This is a genomic window from Staphylococcus massiliensis (assembly GCF_043186315.1).
In the GTDB taxonomy this organism is placed as follows: domain Bacteria; phylum Bacillota; class Bacilli; order Staphylococcales; family Staphylococcaceae; genus Staphylococcus; species Staphylococcus massiliensis.
The window spans coordinates 129,586-145,518 of record NZ_CP171119.1 but is presented as its reverse complement, the minus strand read 5'-3'; the positions used below and the strand labels follow the sequence as shown (position 1 = coordinate 145,518).

Sequence of the window (15,933 nt, the reverse complement as noted above, 5' to 3'; positions counted from 1 at the left end):
CAAGAATTTTAGTTAAAGAAGGCGTTAAGACATGTTCTTAAAATTGTTAGAGATAAAAAATTATAAATTATTCGTCGTTAATATGATGTTATTAGGTATGGCGATTGCCATTACGATTCCTTTCTTCGTATTATTTGCTACGAATGAACTCGGTATGACAAGAGGACAATTTGGTTTGCTTCTTGCGTTAGCTGCCATCAGTCAATTTACCGTGAATAGTATCGTCGCAAGATTTTCAGATACGCGCAACGTTAACCGTAAAGCTTTAATTATTATCGCGTTATTTATGGGTGCAATGAGTTTTGGTATTTATTACTATGTACATTCGATTTGGTTATTCATTGCCATGTATGCGATATTTCAAGGGCTTTTCGCGCCAGCGATGCCACAATTATATGCATCTGCTAGAGAGTCGATTAATGCTTCCACTTCTAGAGACAATGCTATGTTTGCGAATGCGGTATTAAGATCAATGTTTTCATTTGGCTTTTTATTCGGACCGCTTGTCGGAACAGTCTTATTATCTCGCATCGGGTTTGATGGTTTGTTCGGTGGAACCATTGTTATTATCTTGTTGACGTTGTTCTTACAGGTCTTTTTCTTTAAGGATATTAAAACGACGCATCAAGTTTCGAACCATGCGCATGTTGAAAAGAATGCGCCGAATATGTTTAAAGATATGCGTTTATTAATTCCGTTTATCGCCTTTATCCTACTTCACATCGGGCAGTGGATGTACACGTTGAACATGCCGCTCTTCGTAACGAAGTATTTACATGATGAGGATAAATATGTTGGGTATTTAGCGAGTTTATGTGCAGGACTAGAGGTGCCGTTTATGGTGCTGTTAGGTATCTTATCAAGTAATTTACAAACGAAGACGTTACTGATGACAGGTGGTTTATCAGGTAGCTTGTTCTTCTTTAGTATCGGCGTGTTCGATAATGTATATATGATGTTAATCGGGCAAGTATTTCTAGCATTCTTCTTAGCCATATTACTCGGACTTGGTATTAGTTATTTCCAAGATATACTTCCGGATTACCCGGGTTATAGTTCGACGCTATTCGCGAACGCGATGGTTATGGGACAACTCTTAGGTAACCTACTCGGTGGTAAAATGAGTGATTTAGTTGGTTTGGGGAATGTATTCTATGTATCGGCAGCGTCACTATTTTTAGGTTCGCTTCTGATTATGACTACGAAAAATCAAACTTATCCTAAACGAAAGGAGCAATCATCATGACGGCGTTTTTATGGATATTAGTCATTCTATCGTTTATCGTCGCCTTTGTAGGATTGATTAAACCTGTTATTCCATCAGTCGTATTTTTATGGATCGGGTTCTTAATTTATCAATTCGGTATAAATGGCGGCACGTTATCATGGGTCTTCTACGTCTCAATGATTCTGTTAACGATTTTCATGTTCTTCTCAGATTTAATCATGAATCAATTCTTCGTAAATAAATTCGGAGGATCAAAATTAGGTGAGCGCGCTGCGTTTATTGGTGTCATTATCGGTTGTTTTGTATTCCCGCCATTCGGTATCTTAATTGTACCGTTCGTTCTCGTATTTATTGCGGAAATGGTTCAAAGTAATGATGTCGCGCAAGCGCTTAAAGCGAGTACAGGTTCTTTATTTGCCTTCTTATCAAGCACACTCGCACAAGCTATCATTATGTTCTTAATGGTCGTTTGGTTTTTTATCGATGCGTTATTACTCAACTAAATGTGAAATACTTCAATCCCAGGTGTTCATGCCTGGGATTTTTTGATTTGGAAAGCATCTCGTTTTCACCCCGGTCCTTTTTGAAAATGGGGGCAATTACCCGAGATATCTTGGCAGTAAATTTATGTCTAAGCGTAGCATTCCTTTTTTGAAAATGAGGGTCCATACACGATGTCAGCTCGACAGCACAACTATGGCAAACCGTATATTCGTAACCACGATCCCTTTTTGAAAAGAGGGGGCATTTACCTTAAAGCAAAATGTTTGTTTCTCTAAAGAACTTTATTTATACTTTCAATGCAAAAAAGAGATGATAGGAGGATACAACATGAAACGCTATCCCGTGGCAATATGGATGCTTGCGTTAGGGGCTTTTGCTATAGGAATGACAGAGTTTGTAATTATGGGATTACTACCAAATGTAGCACGGGATTTAAATGTTTCGGTGAGTACGGCAGGTCAATTGATCACAGGGTACGCTTTAGGGGTCGCAATAGGCGGACCGATTATCGTCCTGCTGACATACCACTTAAATCGAAAGCATTTATTAATACTGTTAATGGTAATATTTATACTAGGAAACGTGCTGAGTGCAGTAAGTCCAACGTACGGCATCTTAATGGTAAGTCGAATTGTGACGTCACTTGCGCATGGTTCCTTCTTTGGAATCGGGTCTATTTTAGCCGCAAGTTTAGTGAGTCCTAATCGACGTGCTAGTGCGATGGCACTAATGTTTATGGGACTCACGTTAAGTAATATTTTAGGGGTGCCGTTTGGTACGTTAGTTGGTCAGAATTTCGGTTGGCAAATGACCTTCTTAATCATAGCGGTAATCGGCGCATTGTCTTTACTAGGGATTCTAAAATTTGTCCCTTACTCAGACGATAGTCACAAGGCTTCGTTAAAAGAGGAGCTTTCTATTCTCGGGCGACTTCGTCTTTGGCTAACTTTGTGTGTAACGCTGTTTGGATTCAGTAGTGTGTTCGCTTACTTCACGTACATTTCATCGATCTTAACGGATTTATCGCATATACCAGAGTCGTTGATTTCAGCAATCTTAATCTTGTTTGGTGTCGGTGTGACGTTAGGTAATGTAGTTGGCGGTAGACTTGCTGACCGTAACATTAATCGCGCACTAAGTCTGATATTCATCGTCTTTTTATGTTACTTTATGGTACTTTACTTTATTCAATTTAACGCATGGTTAATGGTTATCGGCGTCTTTATATTTGGATTTATTGGATTCAGTATGAGTCCTTCTCTACAATTTAAGAGTACACTCGTGTCACAAGATGCGCCAACGCTCGCGAGTACGTTAAATCAGTCCGCGTTTAATTTAGGAAACGCAATGGGTGCTTTCGTTGGTGGCATGGTGATTACGCATCTGCCGTTAAAGTTCTTAAGCTTAATCGCGCCAATACTGACGTTAATCGGACTAATCTTTCTGATGCTCGTTATCATGGTTGAGCGTAAAGAAGCGGCTTAACCCTTAGAAAAAGACCTAAGCTAACGCGACTGTGTTCGCGTTAACTTAGGTCTTGTTTGTGTTAAGATTTGCTAGCGTTCTCTCGCTTTTGTTCTATGAATATCGCAATCGCAAGTGTGATTGCCGACAATATGATAAATGTCCAATTACCTATTTTGACGTATGGCCCGAAGTAGAGATACGTTTGCGGGATAAAAAATACTTGGAATGTTAAAATTCCTAAGATAATGAGTGAAGCGTATGTCCAAAGGGACGTGAACCGTGACCGTTCGAAACTTTGAAGTTGAATACTTCTAAAGAACGCCCAAATGAATAAGAACACCATAATGAGCCCGAATATAAATAATAACGGAAAGGTAAATAAATATAATCGTTTCACACCTATAAAAAAGCCGGTGAATCCTTCTAAAAAGAAAAAGACACCTAACAATAATAGGAAGTGATTACATATATAGCGAACGATGTTTTGAAATGTTTCGTTTGGCAATGAGCGTATCGTCTTCTTCGCATGTTTCTTCGGGTCATGTTCGAAGAATTCCATCGCATGCATGCCTTTATTTTCAGCTTCGAGTAAATGATCGAGCATATCGCTTAATAATACTTCTGAATCGTGTTGGTTCACACGTAAGTCTGAACGTATATAAGTCATGTAATTTTCGTAGATGTCACGGTCGGTATTATTCAGTCGAAGCAGTTTGACGTTATTTTCTCGTGCAAGTTCCTCGGTAGACTTGTTCAATTTATATATCCCCCTAATACTTTCACGGAATTCAAGACATACTTATTATGCTAAAATTTATTTTAGAAATCAATATTTGTTATACTATTAATGACTGAGAAGGGTGTTGATTGTTTGAAACGCTTAACCTCTGAAATGCATGACATCATTGATGAAGTGGCTCAGATTCATGAACAGTGCTTAAGTGATACGTACCTAGATTATACATATTCACGTTTATCTGTAGCACTTCGTAAGGAAATGATTGAGAAACGTTTGAAACTTAGTGATGATTATATCATTTATAAAGATACACCGCAGTTAAGTTTTATATGGGGACATTTTGATGTTGCGACTAAAACCGTTAAAATCGAAATGCTTTACGTTGCTAAAGCGTGTCGTAGGACGGGACTTGGAAGGGCTTTTAAAGAGGGGCTCGAAAACTATGCAATTGAAAAGGGTGCGAAAGCGATTGAAAGCACCGTGCATCACCTCAACACCCCAATGATTGATTTGAATGAAAAGCTCGGCTACCGAGTTGAAAGCGTCATGATGAAGAAGGATTTAACATAAATACGTGTTACATAAATTAGGATGAAGGAGTTCATTATGAAGAAGATATTTGCATTCGCATTAGCTTCAACGATTGCACTTACAGGGTGTGCGAACGATGAGAAGAAGAGTATCAAAGAAGAAGCGAAAAAGTTAGAGCAAGAGAAGAAGGATCTTGAGAAGAAGAAGAAAAATCTTGAAGATGAAAATAAAAAGCTTGATGACAAGATTAAGGATTTAGAGAAGAAAATTGAAAACGGTAACTTCAAGAAAGAGGATAAAGACGATAAGGATAAAGAAGATAAGTTGGAAGGTGACGATGCATCTAAGGAAGATGGCGAATCTGACGATAGCGCCGAGACTGATGACAAAGGCAAGGTAGAAGTTGACCCAGAAACGAAGGAGAAAGTAGACGAGAAGACTAAAGAGGAATAAGTGATTTGTAAGGTGAGTTGCTGCGTTAATGTGGTATATTAGGGTTGTACGAAACTGTTTGTGATGCCTATAGGTTCTGTTTGAAATACAGTTAAAATGGGTAAAAATACAAAAGTATATGACTAAACTAGATTGAGAAAAGAGGGAATTGTTATGCATGAAAAGGACTTTCACTTATTAGAAGGAGAAACGATTTCACTACCTGAATTAGGTAAGAAAATTGAATCGATCACAGGTTACCAAGTTAAAGAATCTACAGGCGAAATTAAGCGTGTAGTGGCACATTTACCAAACTTTGATTCTGAAACTGATACGTTTGTTGCGACGTACCGTTTAAATCATAATCGCGATCTTGTAGATGCAACGTTTACAGCGAATAAATCAGACCGTAATCGTTTAAAAGAAATTCCAGTCCAAATTGAACTTATTTCGTACGTTTCAAGAGCGTAACAGGATGCTTGTAGAGTAATTAATCGGGGGTGACGATATATGACGACTTATATTGAAACTGAACGATTAAAGCTACGAGACTGGTACGATGAGGATTTAATACATCTACAAAAGATGAATGCGAATCGCCGTGTGAGACAGTATTTTCCGAGCTTACTTAGCTATAACCGTTCCCAAATCGATTTTAATCTTATGCGAGATCAAGTTGAAAAGAACCAAGTGGGGTTATTCGCAGTTGAGTTGAAGGCCACTGGTGAATGGATTGGCTTTATTGGTCTCAATTATTTACCGAAACAAAGTATGTATCAGTTTGATGAATTACCTTTTTATGAAATAGGTTGGCGTCTGGTGCCTGAAGTATGGGGCAATGGTCTTGCGACTGAGGGTGCTGAAGCGGTCATCAAATACATACGTAAATCTACGGAGATAACTAAAATTTATAGTATTGCGTCTGAAAATAATGCGCCATCTATTCGTGTGATGGAGAAGATAGGTATGCGTAAGTACGATGTCTTTCAAAAGGAAGATTTAAGCGAGCATCATCCGCTACGTCATCAAGTGCGTTATTTTAAAAAGGTGCAGTAAGGCTAGAGAGCGAAGTGTTGGAGGAGAACACTTCGCTTTTTTTGTTGGGTGAGCTGGGGGATGTTGCGAGTTGAGGGAACTAGGGGGTACGGATTTATGAGGAGAGGCGTTAGCAACTAGTAGAGTCGCGATAAGTCGTTAAGCGCGCCGTTAGCAACTAGTGGAGTCGCGACAAGTTGGCAAGAGAGGCGTTAGCAACTAGTAGAGTCGCGACAAGTTGTTAAGCGAGCCGTTAGCAACTAGTGGAGTCGCGACAAGTTGGCAAGAGAGGCGTTAGCAACTAGTGAAGTCGCGACAAGTTGGCAAGAGAGGCGTTAGCAACTAGTGGAGTCGTGACAAGTTGTTAAGAGAGGCGTTAGCGACTAGTGAAGTCGCGACAAGTTGTTAAGAGAGCCGTTAGCAACTAGTGAAGTTGTGACAAGTTGGCAAGCGCGCCGTTAACAACTAGTGGAGTTGTGACAAGTTGGCAAGAGAGGCGTTAGCGTCGGAATGAGAGATTGAAACCGACGCAAAAGTAGAATAACGTCGGAATGAGAAATCGAAACCGATGCAAAAACAGAATAGCGTCGGAATGAATGATCGAAACCGACGCAAAAGTAGAATAGCGTCGGAATGAATGATCGAAACCGACGCAAAAGCAGAATAGCGTCGGAATGAGAAATCGAAACCGATGCAAAAGCAGAATAGCGTCGGAATGGAAAGTTGAAACCGACGCAAAAGTCGAATAGCGTCGGAATGGAAGACTGAAACCGATGCAAAAGTCGAATAGCGTCGGAATGAATGATCGAAACCGATACTAAAGTCGATTAACGTCGGAATGAGTGATCGAAAACGACGTAAGAGCCAAGTGAAGCCGCGACATGGCTGTAAAACAGGAATAAGAGCCAAGTGAAGTCACGACATGGCTGTAAAACAGGAATAAGAGCCAAGTGAAGTCATGACATGGCTCTAAAACAGGAATAAGAGCCAAGTGAAGTCGTGACATGGCTGTAAAACAAAAATAAGAGCCAAGTGGATACGCGACATGGCTGTAAAACAGGAATAAGAGCCAAGTGGATACGCGACATGGCTGTAAAACAGGGATAAGAGCCAAGTGGAATCGCGACATGGCTCTAAAGCAGCAATAAGAGCCAAGTGAAGTTGTGACATGGCTGTAAAACAGGGATAAGAGCCAAGTGGAATCGCGACATGGCTCTAAAGCAGCAATAAGAGCCAAATGAAGTCATGACATGGCTGTAAAACAGGAATAAGAGCCAAGTGAGGTCGCGACATGGCTCTTACACGCATCCTCTCAAAACCATGCGAAACCGCCAATTGGCTCGCAACACCCCATAACAAAGAAAAACGATTATTCCATACCAGAATAATCGTTCCTATCTAAACATTAATCGTATGTGCGCATTGAAATTGGTTTCGCAGTCTTCAGACCTTCAATAAGATCTTCTTTGTTGTCGTACAAGCGCGCAAGATTTTGGTATTTCTCATCGATGAACTTCTCACGCATCATATGGTTGATCATATTTTGAAGTGGTTCATAGAACTGATTGATGTTATAGATGCCAATGGGCTTTTGATGAATGCCAATCTGAGCCCAACTATACATTTCGAAGAACTCCTCTAGAGAACCTGCACCGCCTGGAGCCATGATAAACGCGTCTGCTAGGTCGGCCATCTTCATCTTACGTTCATGCATGGAATCAACAAGAATAAGTTCGCTTACTTTCGGACTCGTAATTTCACGATCATCAAGCATCTTCGGCATTACACCGATCGCGTGACCACCGTTGTCTACAACGCCATCTAAAATAGAGCCCATGATACCAACCGAACCTGCACCAAATACAAGTTCATAGCCTTGTTCAGCCATATACTTTCCTAAAGCGTACGCTTCTTCCTCGTAAATCGGTAAGCGACCTTTACTCGCGCCACAATAAACTGCAATACGTTTCATTCATTTCACCTTCATTATCCATATTTCTCTATAATTGATTTAAACTTCGTTTCAAATGCCTTTCGTTGCTCTTTTGTAAAAGCACTTGGGCCACCGTGACGACCGCCACGTTGACGCATTTTCGCATGTTCGTAACGTCTTAATAATAACATATCAATATTTGCTTTCGTGTATATCTTGCCTGAATGATGCATGACGAGTAGGGCTTTTGAAAGAAGCAAACTCGCTAAACCATAGTCTTGGGTGACCACAATAGCTTGAGAATTACACAATTGCATAATCTTATAATCGGCTGATTCAGAACCATTATCAACATATATGGTATTTACATGTTCGGGATACATCTTATGTGAAAAGTGACTAAAACTACGTACTAATAAAACAGAGATGCCCGCCTCAGCCGTCAACTCCACAATTGAATCAACTACCGGGCAAGCATCTCCATCAATGATAATTCTTGTCATTATTTACGGAATTGTTTCTCTAATGATTTACGAGAAACTTCATTTAATTCTTCGATGTTACGTAAAGTTTTAGTGTTCTCAACATGTTGTTCCATTTGCTCATAGTTCTTTTTGAAAAGTGGTGAATGACCGATATGTTCGTTCTTGTCAGATTTAACACCTGCGCGCTTAGCGTCTAATTTATTTGATGAAGCATTTGATGTTTCGTTTAAGCTTTCAACTGAGCGTAATGCTTTAGAGTTCTCGATGTTGTTGTACATGCTGTCGTATTGTTGATTAAATAGTTTACCTTCAGTTTGGTTAGAAGATGAACGATTATTTGAACGTGTACTTACAGCATTACGGCTTTCATCGTTATCGCTCGCGTTGTTGTCGCGGTTGTTACGATTGTTGTCAGCGTTACGATTTGAACCATAATCGTTATTGTTATCTAAACGATATGAATAAGCAGTTGCTTGAGAAGATTTACCTGACTTCTCATTAGCAGCGTTAACTAATTCGCTTGAAGAAATGTTTGAAACTTCATCATAATCTTCTTTAGAAACATCGTTGTCTTCGCGGTAAATACGACGTGCTGACGCAACATTTGCTAATTCACTTGCTGAGATATTTGATGTACGCTCGTAATCTTCTGAAGTAACACGGTTTGAAGCATCTTGATTAACTGATGACATATCTACATCGCTACGTAATTGTTCTTTAGCGTCTTTTTGCTCACTTGCTTCAGCAAGTTTATTAGAACTGATGTTGTTTGTATCTTCATGTTGTTCATTAGACTTCGTATTAGAAGTACTTTGGTCTTTGTTATTTTTCTTTTTAAAAGCCTGTTGCGCAGCTGCAGCTAATGTAATCGCTGATACACCGGCAACTGAAGCGCCAGCAGCAACTTTAGCTTGTTTTTCACGTGATGCTTTACGTGATTGATTAGCTTCATCGTCGTCTGCTTCAACAAAAGTACTATAAGTTTTAACATCTTTTTGTTGTTGTAATTGATCGCCTTCTAAATCAACACGGTTGCCAGTAGCATCATCTTTTTTAGCATTTTTATCTGATTCTTTTTCTAATTTAGCTAGACGCTTTTTCTCTTTCTCTTGCGCTTTAGCAATTTCTTTTTGACGTTTAGCTTCTTCTTTTTGTTGTTTCTTTTCTTCTTTCTTACGTTGTTTTTCTTCTTTTTCAAATTGCTTTTGTTCTTGTTTTGCTAATTTCTTTTGACGTTTTTCTTCTTTTTCGATTAATTTTTGTTGCTCTTTTTCTTGGTTCTTATCAACGCGTTCTTCCATATCTTTTACTTCTTTAGTGTTATTTTCAGTCATCATCTCATCGCTTTCTCTAACGTTTTCTGGACGGTTTTCGTACTCAGGATTAGACTTCTTCATTGCTTTATTATAGTCATAACGACGTTTTTTCTCTTTAACGTAACCTGTTACATTAGATGCTACGTTTGAACTTGATTTCACAACTTGATCTTTAGTACGTGCTGATTGTCTCATCACTGCACCAGTAGCACCTTTTGTTTTATCCATAACTGCTTTAGATGCTTGTGTCGTTTTGTCTGTTGCGTTTTTAACATCTGGGTGATCTTTAATACGTTTACGCTCAAATACAAGCGGCACTAACACGATAGGTAAAACATTTACTGCTGTTTTAATATTTTTATTCATGAACGTTGCCTCCATTTTTGAAAATCCTTAAAACTATTTTACCCTAAATGGTGTTAAAATAAACGACATTTGATACGTACAAAGAATAAATGGCTTCATATATATTGTTTGTCATAAAAAAAGAACAGACTAGGACATCAAAACAATTCCTTTAAACAGCATGCTTTCCTGTAAAGCCCAACTCAAACTTTCAGTTTGTTAGTTGGACTTACAAAGTAGCGATGCTACTTTGTTCATGAGAAAGAGCCCCGGCTTGCATAGCTTGTTAATTTGCTATGCAAATTTCTTTGCCGGGGCCCCGCCCTCTGAGTCAGCTGTTTTGGAATTGTAAAAAATAAAGCGATTTAGCTCATTTCTAAACTTTGACTTAGTCTGTTCTTAATATAATCAATATCTTACAGGCCTTTTCCGATACCGAAACCATAATAGACGATCGCGATAATGATAACTAAAATGATACGGTAGATTGCGAATGGAATTAACTTAACTTTACTAATTAATGATAAGAATAATTTGATTGCAATTAAACCGAAAATAAAGGCACCTAAAAATCCAAGTAAGTAAAATGGAATTTGGTCTGCAGTAATATATTCAAGGTTACTGATTAGTGATTTAGCACTCGCACCAAGCATGATTGGTACTGCCATCATAAAGGTAAAGTCTGAAGCCGCTTTGTGGTTCATCTTCATAAGAACACCTGTTGAAATAGTTGAACCGGAACGACTGAAACCTGGCCACATCGCGATGGCTTGTGATAAACCGATGATTAAAGCTTGGAAGTAAGTGATTTCATCAACAGTTTTAGGGTTTTTAACTTTCTTACTGTAAATGTCTGCAATAATCATGTAAATTGCACCTAAGAATAGGCCGATTAATACGGTAGGTACACTGAATAAATGTTCTTCGATAAAGTCATCGAAGATAAGTCCTAGAATCCCTGCTGGAATCATACCAACAAGAATGTGTGTCAGTTTAAGGCGTCCGCCACGTTTTTCTTTCGCGTTCTTAGGGGCCTTTTCCAGATGAAGCATTTCGAAATAACGATGTCTAAATACCCATGCCGCAGCGAAAACAGAACCTAATTGGATAACGACTTTAAATGTAAATGCAGATTGTGGTCCTAAAAACTCTTTAGATTTAAGCCACATATCATCTATTAAGATCATATGACCTGTGGAAGAAACAGGCGCAAACTCTGTTAAACCTTCTACCATGCCGAGCACGATAGCTTTGATTAATTCTAATATAGCCATGTTTTACCTACTTTCGTCTATCTTCTCTTTTCAAATTCTTATGATAGCATAGTCAATTTGAATTGTGCTACTTTGACACCAAAGATACGGCAAAAGTCCTATGTACCCGTAGTGCTATTGATTTATGGGAATATTTAAAAGACGAATCACATTAATGTTAGAGATATAAAAAAGCACCTCTCACAACGATAAGTGATGAAAGGTGCGCCGTAATATGAAACGTGTATGTAATGTATGTTAGTAAGTGACAAAGACGTTTAAAAATTTAAAAACAGAAGGGGACGTGACACAAGCACGTGCCTATGCCCGTACCCCTGTATATACATCCGGGGGTGGTTATGCAAAACATAACAGCAAATGTATATCTTGTTTATTAAAATTTATGTTACGTGCATTCGTCAATGTGCATAAGAAATTATGACTTTGTTTCAGAAAATGCATCAATGATTTGTTCTAATAAGGTATTAAGTTCTTTAACTTCTTTCTTATTTAATGAAGAAGCTTCTGCAACCTTTTTAGAAGCATCTTGAAGTTCGCTACGCATAGCTTCACTTTTGTCAGTTAAGTGAACAAAAACTTCACGTTGATCGACTTCAGAACGTTGTCTTTTGATTAAATCAACTTGTTCCATACGCTTTAATAAAGGTGATACAGTTCCTGTATCTAATGCTAAGTCTGTAACGACTTTTTTGACATTTACAGGAGATTCTTCCCATAAAATTGATAACACTAAGAATTGTGGGTAAGTCAATTTATACTTTTTGAAAATGTGATTTGAGTAGTATCTATTGACTTGTCTTTGAGCATTGTACAGGCTAAAACAAAGTTGCTCTTTTAAATTAAGATGTTCTGACATAACAGTTCTCCTCCAGACATTCTATCCGTTTTCTCTCTCTAAGCGGATTTTTTCCGTCCTTGATAAGCAATTTATCTCTTATAGACACTTTGATTTCCTGCCACGTTTGAAAACAAAGCATGCATAAATTTTAGAAGATAACTTCAGTTTAATCAAGTTAAAAGATAAGAATGTACTAACATAGTATAGTAAGTGTAGTATATACAGAAAAGAGGTATGACAATGACTGCTAATAAACCAACAATCACAATCATAAACGGCTTTCTGGGAAGCGGTAAGACCACACTTGTTAATCATTATACAACTCAAATATTAAAAGAAAATGAGAAAATCGCGTTCATTGTGAATGAATTTGGAAATTTTGACATAGATAGTACGCTTTTTGACACAAATTATGAAAAAAGGGCATTATTGAACGGATGCATATGCTGCTCGCTTCAAGATGATTTAGTTCAAACGATATTAGAGCTCGTGACACATCACGATATCACACATATTGTCATCGAAGCTTCAGGCGTTTCATCACCGATTGACGTTATTGAAGGTTGTCAACATCCGCTCATTGTAGATAAAGTGAAAGCGCCATTAGTCATCGGTGTTATGGATGGGCCTAATTATTTAAACCGTCATCGCTATACAGATGATACAAAGCGTCTTATGGAGCAACAAATGAAAGCAAGCCATAGCATTATTGTAAACAAGGTCGATCAATTAAGTGAGCCTAGGCTCAAGGCGCTGAAAGATGAATTAGAGACCGATTATCCGAATATCGAGAAACAATTTACGTCCTATAGCAAAGCTGACTTAAGTAACATGCACCCTAAAGACGTGAATCTAAATGGTATCGCACATAAACATCCATCGCTCAGTAGTATGACGTATGCATTTCAAGGTGCCATTAATCGCCAGCTGTTCTATAACTTTATTTTGAAACTGCCTGATTCGATTCTTCGTGTAAAAGGCTTTTTGAAATTTCAAGATGATCCTGAGCATACAATCATTTTCCAATATGCGAACACGCTACCAGACTTTGAAGTCATAGACTACGAGGGTCCATTAAAAATCGTCATAATAGGTTCTGATTTAGATAAAGCTAGAATACGAAATCAATTGGATATGTTACAATTTACATAATTTAAGATGTTAGTTTAAAAGGAGTGTCAACATGTCACAACACAACCAAAAACAATTAAAGACATTTCAACGGAATTTTATTTTATTTCCTTATATTATCTTTGCGTTGTTATTATTAATCGTGTTTTTCGCTATTCCACAACTGACGTTAATGCTATTACTTCTAGGTGGCTTTACGATTTATCACGTCGTATTATTATTTATCTCGTTCATCGTACTTAACTACAAGAAGACGTCTGTTATGTTGCTATTTTATACCTTAGCTATCACATTATTCTTCGCGGTATACCTTATTACGTATTTATTACCGCGTTTATAAAATCTTTCATTTCTTGAAAATCGCTACTCCGTGGAGTAGCGAATTTTTTTATTTAAAGGGCTTTTCAGAGATTGGCAGAAACTGTTTATTAAAAGGGTAATAAGGAAATGATAGAATAGAAAGTTCTTTTTAAAGCAATTTATTCTGCAAACATAGCGCACGGCGCCATATTTAATTACGCACAATTCATTTGTTGCCACGCGGAATCCACACGATTAATAAATGAATGATTATAATAAATTTTTTAAATTGTTTTACACTTTCTTTTCCGAAAAAATGGTATAATTAAGACGTATAAATAAGGTTAGGAGATGACTTTAAACATGAGTAGAAAAAAGGTTTCAATTATCGGTGCAGGTCATACAGGTTCCACTTTAGCTTCAATTGTAGCTCAAAATGAACTTGCAGATGTCGTATTAATCGACCGTCCACAATCAGAGAAATCGGTTAAAGGTAAAGCATTAGATATCCTTGAAAGTGGTCCAGTATTTGGTTTCGACGTGAACGTTACAGGAACTACAGATTACTCAGCTACTGAGAATTCAGACGTAGTTGTAATCACAGCTGGTTCACCACGTAAACCTGGCATGAGTCGTGATGACTTAGTTCAAACGAATGAAGCAATTATGAAAGAAGCGACTGAAAAGATCGTTAAATATTCTCCAAATTGTACAATCATCGTGCTAACTAATCCTGTAGATGCGATGACATATGTGGTACAAAAAGTATCATGTTTCCCTAAATCACGTGTACTTGGTCAATCAGGTGTGTTAGATACAGCTCGTTTTAATACATTCGTTGCAGCATCTTTAGAAATGTCTACAAAAGATGTTACAGGCCTAGTGTTAGGTGGACACGGTGATACAATGGTACCTATCATCAGTCACTGTAACGTAAACGGTGTTCCGTTAGTTGAATTACTAGATGATGAAGCGATTAAATGCATCGTTGAGCGTACGCAACAAGGTGGCGCAGAAATCGTATCATTATTAGAAACAGGTTCTGCATATTACGCGCCAGCAGCTGCTGTATACGAAATGATGGTAGCGATTATTAAAGATCAAAACCGTGTATTACCAGCGATTGCTTACTTAGAAGGTGAATATGGTTACAACGACATTTGTCTAGGCGTACCAACGATTTTAGGTGCTGAAGGCGTTAAACGTGTTGTTGAACTTAAACTTACTGAAGAAGAGCAAAAACAACTTGATGAGTCTGCTGCTTCTGTTGAAAAGGTTAAATCAGCTCTTACTTTAAATTCATAATTTCAAAGTAAAAACCTCGGACATAGCGGATGTCCGAGGCTTTTTTAATGGGCGATAAATAATGAAAATATGAGATAAAGCAAGATGAATTCAAGTAATGTTAATAAGTAGATATACTTTAATCTTATTTTCACTTGAAAAGGCACTTCCCAATTCGGATACTTACGTTCGTAATGAAAGATTTGAAGTAAGAAAACACCAATCCCTAAAGGTAAGAACATAAGTAAGATGCTTAGCTTTAAAGGTATACCATTCTTATGCATTAAGTGGCCTATTGCGAGTTGAATTGCAATGATGAGTACGATAAATAATATTAACATCTGATCTCACGCACACCTTTCACCATAAGAATTAATAAGGATTGTAATCCGATAAGTAAAAGTATAAATAAAACACTTTCAAGATCGAGTGATTTAAAGACTTTAATCGGAATGTATAAAGGTTGTTCAATTAGGTATACCGTATGGAATCTAAGGAAACGTCCTACATAGATGCCTAGCGCATTTAATACAACTAGTAAAATGAAGAAAATGCGGTTCATGGCTTTTGAAGAGGTGAACCTTCTTAACTCCATAAAAATTAAAATATAGCAATATAATGCAAGCATAATTGCTGCAAATAGATATGAGAAGTGCGCCCATTCCATAAGGTTGACGCCGCCTAGGAAATTAAAGGCGAACTGGTTTAAGTGAATTAAGTCTGTGACCATATAAAATGTATTCGGCACGAGTAAGAAAAAGACGATTGAATATATAACGAATAACGGCCACTCGTACTTCTTGTGAGGTTTGAACACGCGAAGTAATAGGCTTAATTCATAAGGTATATATGCAAGAATTAAATTTAATGTCATAAATCCGAAGAAATGTTTAACGAATAAAGATATTAATAGTAATACTAAAAATAATGTACGGGCGATGTACCTCGCTAACATAAGTAACCTTCCTTCTTAAACGCTAGTTTTTGATGACATATATCAAGCGTTACAAACCTATATCTTACATAAAATTAGAGAAAATTCAAAAGATAAATATGCACTGAGATATAATTTTAAAATTTGAAACTTTAGA

General features: G+C 37.7%; 18 protein-coding genes. 10 read left to right on the top strand and 8 right to left on the bottom strand.

Annotation, left to right across the window (positions count from 1 at the left end; translation table 11 throughout):
• Positions 1 to 31: 31 nt before the first annotated feature.
• The 3 genes from ACF3N8_RS00635 (at position 32) to ACF3N8_RS00625 (ending at position 3,217) form a co-directional block, all read left to right on the top strand.
• Positions 32 to 1,246 (top strand): sugar efflux transporter, encoded by a 1,215-nt coding sequence (locus ACF3N8_RS00635; RefSeq protein ID WP_238093883.1) that lies wholly within the window; start codon positions 32 to 34, stop codon positions 1,244 to 1,246.
• Positions 1,243 to 1,731, top strand: coding sequence for a DUF456 domain-containing protein (locus ACF3N8_RS00630; RefSeq protein ID WP_238093881.1), 489 nt, complete (start codon positions 1,243 to 1,245; stop codon positions 1,729 to 1,731). The genes ACF3N8_RS00635 and ACF3N8_RS00630 overlap by 4 nt, the downstream gene beginning before the upstream one ends.
• Before the next feature lie 328 nt (positions 1,732 to 2,059).
• Positions 2,060 to 3,217 (top strand): MFS transporter, encoded by a 1,158-nt coding sequence (locus ACF3N8_RS00625; protein ID WP_238093879.1) that lies wholly within the window; start codon positions 2,060 to 2,062, stop codon positions 3,215 to 3,217.
• A gap of 61 nt (positions 3,218 to 3,278) precedes the next feature.
• Here ACF3N8_RS00625 and ACF3N8_RS00620 read toward each other — a convergent pair whose 3' ends face one another.
• On the bottom strand, positions 3,279 to 3,956 hold the full coding sequence (locus ACF3N8_RS00620) for a DUF1129 family protein (protein WP_392450045.1): 678 nt from the start codon (positions 3,954 to 3,956) through the stop codon (positions 3,279 to 3,281).
• A gap of 114 nt (positions 3,957 to 4,070) precedes the next feature.
• On the opposite strand from ACF3N8_RS00620, the gene ACF3N8_RS00615 reads away from it, so the two are divergent.
• From ACF3N8_RS00615 to ACF3N8_RS00600, 4 genes are all read left to right on the top strand, one after another.
• Complete coding sequence (locus tag ACF3N8_RS00615) at positions 4,071 to 4,508, top strand: GNAT family N-acetyltransferase (RefSeq protein ID WP_009383166.1); 438 nt, start codon at positions 4,071 to 4,073, stop codon at positions 4,506 to 4,508.
• A 36-nt stretch (positions 4,509 to 4,544) separates the two neighbouring features.
• Complete coding sequence (locus ACF3N8_RS00610) at positions 4,545 to 4,922, top strand: SA0632 family lipoprotein (RefSeq protein WP_238102093.1); 378 nt, start codon at positions 4,545 to 4,547, stop codon at positions 4,920 to 4,922.
• Positions 4,923 to 5,075: 153 nt separating this feature from the next.
• Entirely contained in the window at positions 5,076 to 5,372 is a 297-nt protein-coding gene (locus ACF3N8_RS00605) for a hypothetical protein (protein ID WP_009383162.1), read from the top strand.
• A gap of 39 nt (positions 5,373 to 5,411) precedes the next feature.
• The gene (locus ACF3N8_RS00600) at positions 5,412 to 5,957 is read left to right on the top strand and encodes a GNAT family N-acetyltransferase (RefSeq protein WP_009383160.1); all 546 of its coding nucleotides are present in this window, start codon (positions 5,412 to 5,414) and stop codon (positions 5,955 to 5,957) included.
• 1,384 nt (positions 5,958 to 7,341) lie between these two features.
• Here ACF3N8_RS00600 and ACF3N8_RS00595 read toward each other — a convergent pair.
• The 5 genes from ACF3N8_RS00595 to ACF3N8_RS00575 form a co-directional block, all read right to left on the bottom strand.
• Positions 7,342 to 7,908 carry a TIGR00730 family Rossman fold protein gene (locus ACF3N8_RS00595; protein ID WP_009383158.1) on the bottom strand — a complete coding sequence of 189 codons (567 nt, stop codon included), beginning with the start codon at positions 7,906 to 7,908 and terminating at the stop codon, positions 7,342 to 7,344.
• Positions 7,909 to 7,922: 14 nt separating this feature from the next.
• A complete protein-coding gene (locus tag ACF3N8_RS00590; RefSeq protein ID WP_009383157.1) occupies positions 7,923 to 8,372 on the bottom strand; it encodes a YaiI/YqxD family protein in 450 nt (149 codons plus the stop codon).
• Entirely contained in the window at positions 8,372 to 10,036 is a 1,665-nt protein-coding gene (locus tag ACF3N8_RS00585; protein WP_009383156.1) for a hypothetical protein, read from the bottom strand. Before ACF3N8_RS00585 ends, ACF3N8_RS00590 begins: the two co-directional genes overlap by 1 nt.
• Before the next feature lie 395 nt (positions 10,037 to 10,431).
• Positions 10,432 to 11,289, bottom strand: a complete 858-nt coding sequence (locus ACF3N8_RS00580; RefSeq protein ID WP_009383155.1) for an undecaprenyl-diphosphate phosphatase — start codon at positions 11,287 to 11,289, stop codon at positions 10,432 to 10,434.
• Positions 11,290 to 11,704: 415 nt separating this feature from the next.
• Positions 11,705 to 12,145: a MarR family winged helix-turn-helix transcriptional regulator gene (locus ACF3N8_RS00575; RefSeq protein ID WP_009383154.1), complete on the bottom strand. Its 441-nt coding sequence runs from the start codon at positions 12,143 to 12,145 to the stop codon at positions 11,705 to 11,707.
• Positions 12,146 to 12,367: 222 nt separating this feature from the next.
• Between ACF3N8_RS00575 and ACF3N8_RS00570 the strand changes: the two genes are divergently transcribed.
• The 3 genes from ACF3N8_RS00570 (at position 12,368) to mdh (ending at position 14,863) form a co-directional block, all read left to right on the top strand.
• Entirely contained in the window at positions 12,368 to 13,279 is a 912-nt protein-coding gene (locus tag ACF3N8_RS00570) for a GTP-binding protein (protein WP_009383153.1), read from the top strand.
• Between the two features lie 31 nt (positions 13,280 to 13,310).
• Positions 13,311 to 13,598 carry a hypothetical protein gene (locus tag ACF3N8_RS00565; protein WP_238102089.1) on the top strand — a complete coding sequence of 96 codons (288 nt, stop codon included), beginning with the start codon at positions 13,311 to 13,313 and terminating at the stop codon, positions 13,596 to 13,598.
• A 323-nt stretch (positions 13,599 to 13,921) separates the two neighbouring features.
• On the top strand, positions 13,922 to 14,863 hold the full coding sequence (gene mdh, locus ACF3N8_RS00560; protein ID WP_009383151.1) for a malate dehydrogenase: 942 nt from the start codon (positions 13,922 to 13,924) through the stop codon (positions 14,861 to 14,863).
• 44 nt (positions 14,864 to 14,907) lie between these two features.
• Here mdh and ACF3N8_RS00555 read toward each other — a convergent pair whose 3' ends face one another.
• On the bottom strand, positions 14,908 to 15,183 hold the full coding sequence (locus ACF3N8_RS00555; protein ID WP_009383150.1) for a hypothetical protein: 276 nt from the start codon (positions 15,181 to 15,183) through the stop codon (positions 14,908 to 14,910).
• Positions 15,177 to 15,797 (bottom strand): DUF1361 domain-containing protein, encoded by a 621-nt coding sequence (locus ACF3N8_RS00550; RefSeq protein ID WP_009383149.1) that lies wholly within the window; start codon positions 15,795 to 15,797, stop codon positions 15,177 to 15,179. Before ACF3N8_RS00550 ends, ACF3N8_RS00555 begins: the two co-directional genes overlap by 7 nt.
• Between the last annotated feature and the right edge of the window lie 136 nt (positions 15,798 to 15,933).

Bases quoted from the DNA above. Each gene is read 5' to 3' on its own strand.
- ACF3N8_RS00605 (WP_009383162.1), top strand. From the start codon at position 5,076: ATGCATGAAAAGGACTTTCACTTATTAGAAGGAGAAACGATTTCACTA.
- ACF3N8_RS00625 (WP_238093879.1), top strand. From the start codon at position 2,060: ATGAAACGCTATCCCGTGGCAATATGGATGCTTGCGTTAGGGGCTTTT.
- ACF3N8_RS00570 (WP_009383153.1), top strand. From the start codon at position 12,368: ATGACTGCTAATAAACCAACAATCACAATCATAAACGGCTTTCTGGGA.
- ACF3N8_RS00565 (WP_238102089.1), top strand. From the start codon at position 13,311: ATGTCACAACACAACCAAAAACAATTAAAGACATTTCAACGGAATTTT.
- ACF3N8_RS00630 (WP_238093881.1), top strand. From the start codon at position 1,243: ATGACGGCGTTTTTATGGATATTAGTCATTCTATCGTTTATCGTCGCC.
- ACF3N8_RS00595 (WP_009383158.1), bottom strand. From the start codon at position 7,908: ATGAAACGTATTGCAGTTTATTGTGGCGCGAGTAAAGGTCGCTTACCG.
- ACF3N8_RS00585 (WP_009383156.1), bottom strand. From the start codon at position 10,036: ATGAATAAAAATATTAAAACAGCAGTAAATGTTTTACCTATCGTGTTA.
- ACF3N8_RS00590 (WP_009383157.1), bottom strand. From the start codon at position 8,372: ATGACAAGAATTATCATTGATGGAGATGCTTGCCCGGTAGTTGATTCA.
- ACF3N8_RS00635 (WP_238093883.1), top strand. From the start codon at position 32: ATGTTCTTAAAATTGTTAGAGATAAAAAATTATAAATTATTCGTCGTT.
- ACF3N8_RS00550 (WP_009383149.1), bottom strand. From the start codon at position 15,797: ATGTTAGCGAGGTACATCGCCCGTACATTATTTTTAGTATTACTATTA.
- ACF3N8_RS00575 (WP_009383154.1), bottom strand. From the start codon at position 12,145: ATGTCAGAACATCTTAATTTAAAAGAGCAACTTTGTTTTAGCCTGTAC.
- mdh (WP_009383151.1), top strand. From the start codon at position 13,922: ATGAGTAGAAAAAAGGTTTCAATTATCGGTGCAGGTCATACAGGTTCC.
- ACF3N8_RS00600 (WP_009383160.1), top strand. From the start codon at position 5,412: ATGACGACTTATATTGAAACTGAACGATTAAAGCTACGAGACTGGTAC.
- ACF3N8_RS00580 (WP_009383155.1), bottom strand. From the start codon at position 11,289: ATGGCTATATTAGAATTAATCAAAGCTATCGTGCTCGGCATGGTAGAA.
- ACF3N8_RS00555 (WP_009383150.1), bottom strand. From the start codon at position 15,183: ATGTTAATATTATTTATCGTACTCATCATTGCAATTCAACTCGCAATA.
- ACF3N8_RS00610 (WP_238102093.1), top strand. From the start codon at position 4,545: ATGAAGAAGATATTTGCATTCGCATTAGCTTCAACGATTGCACTTACA.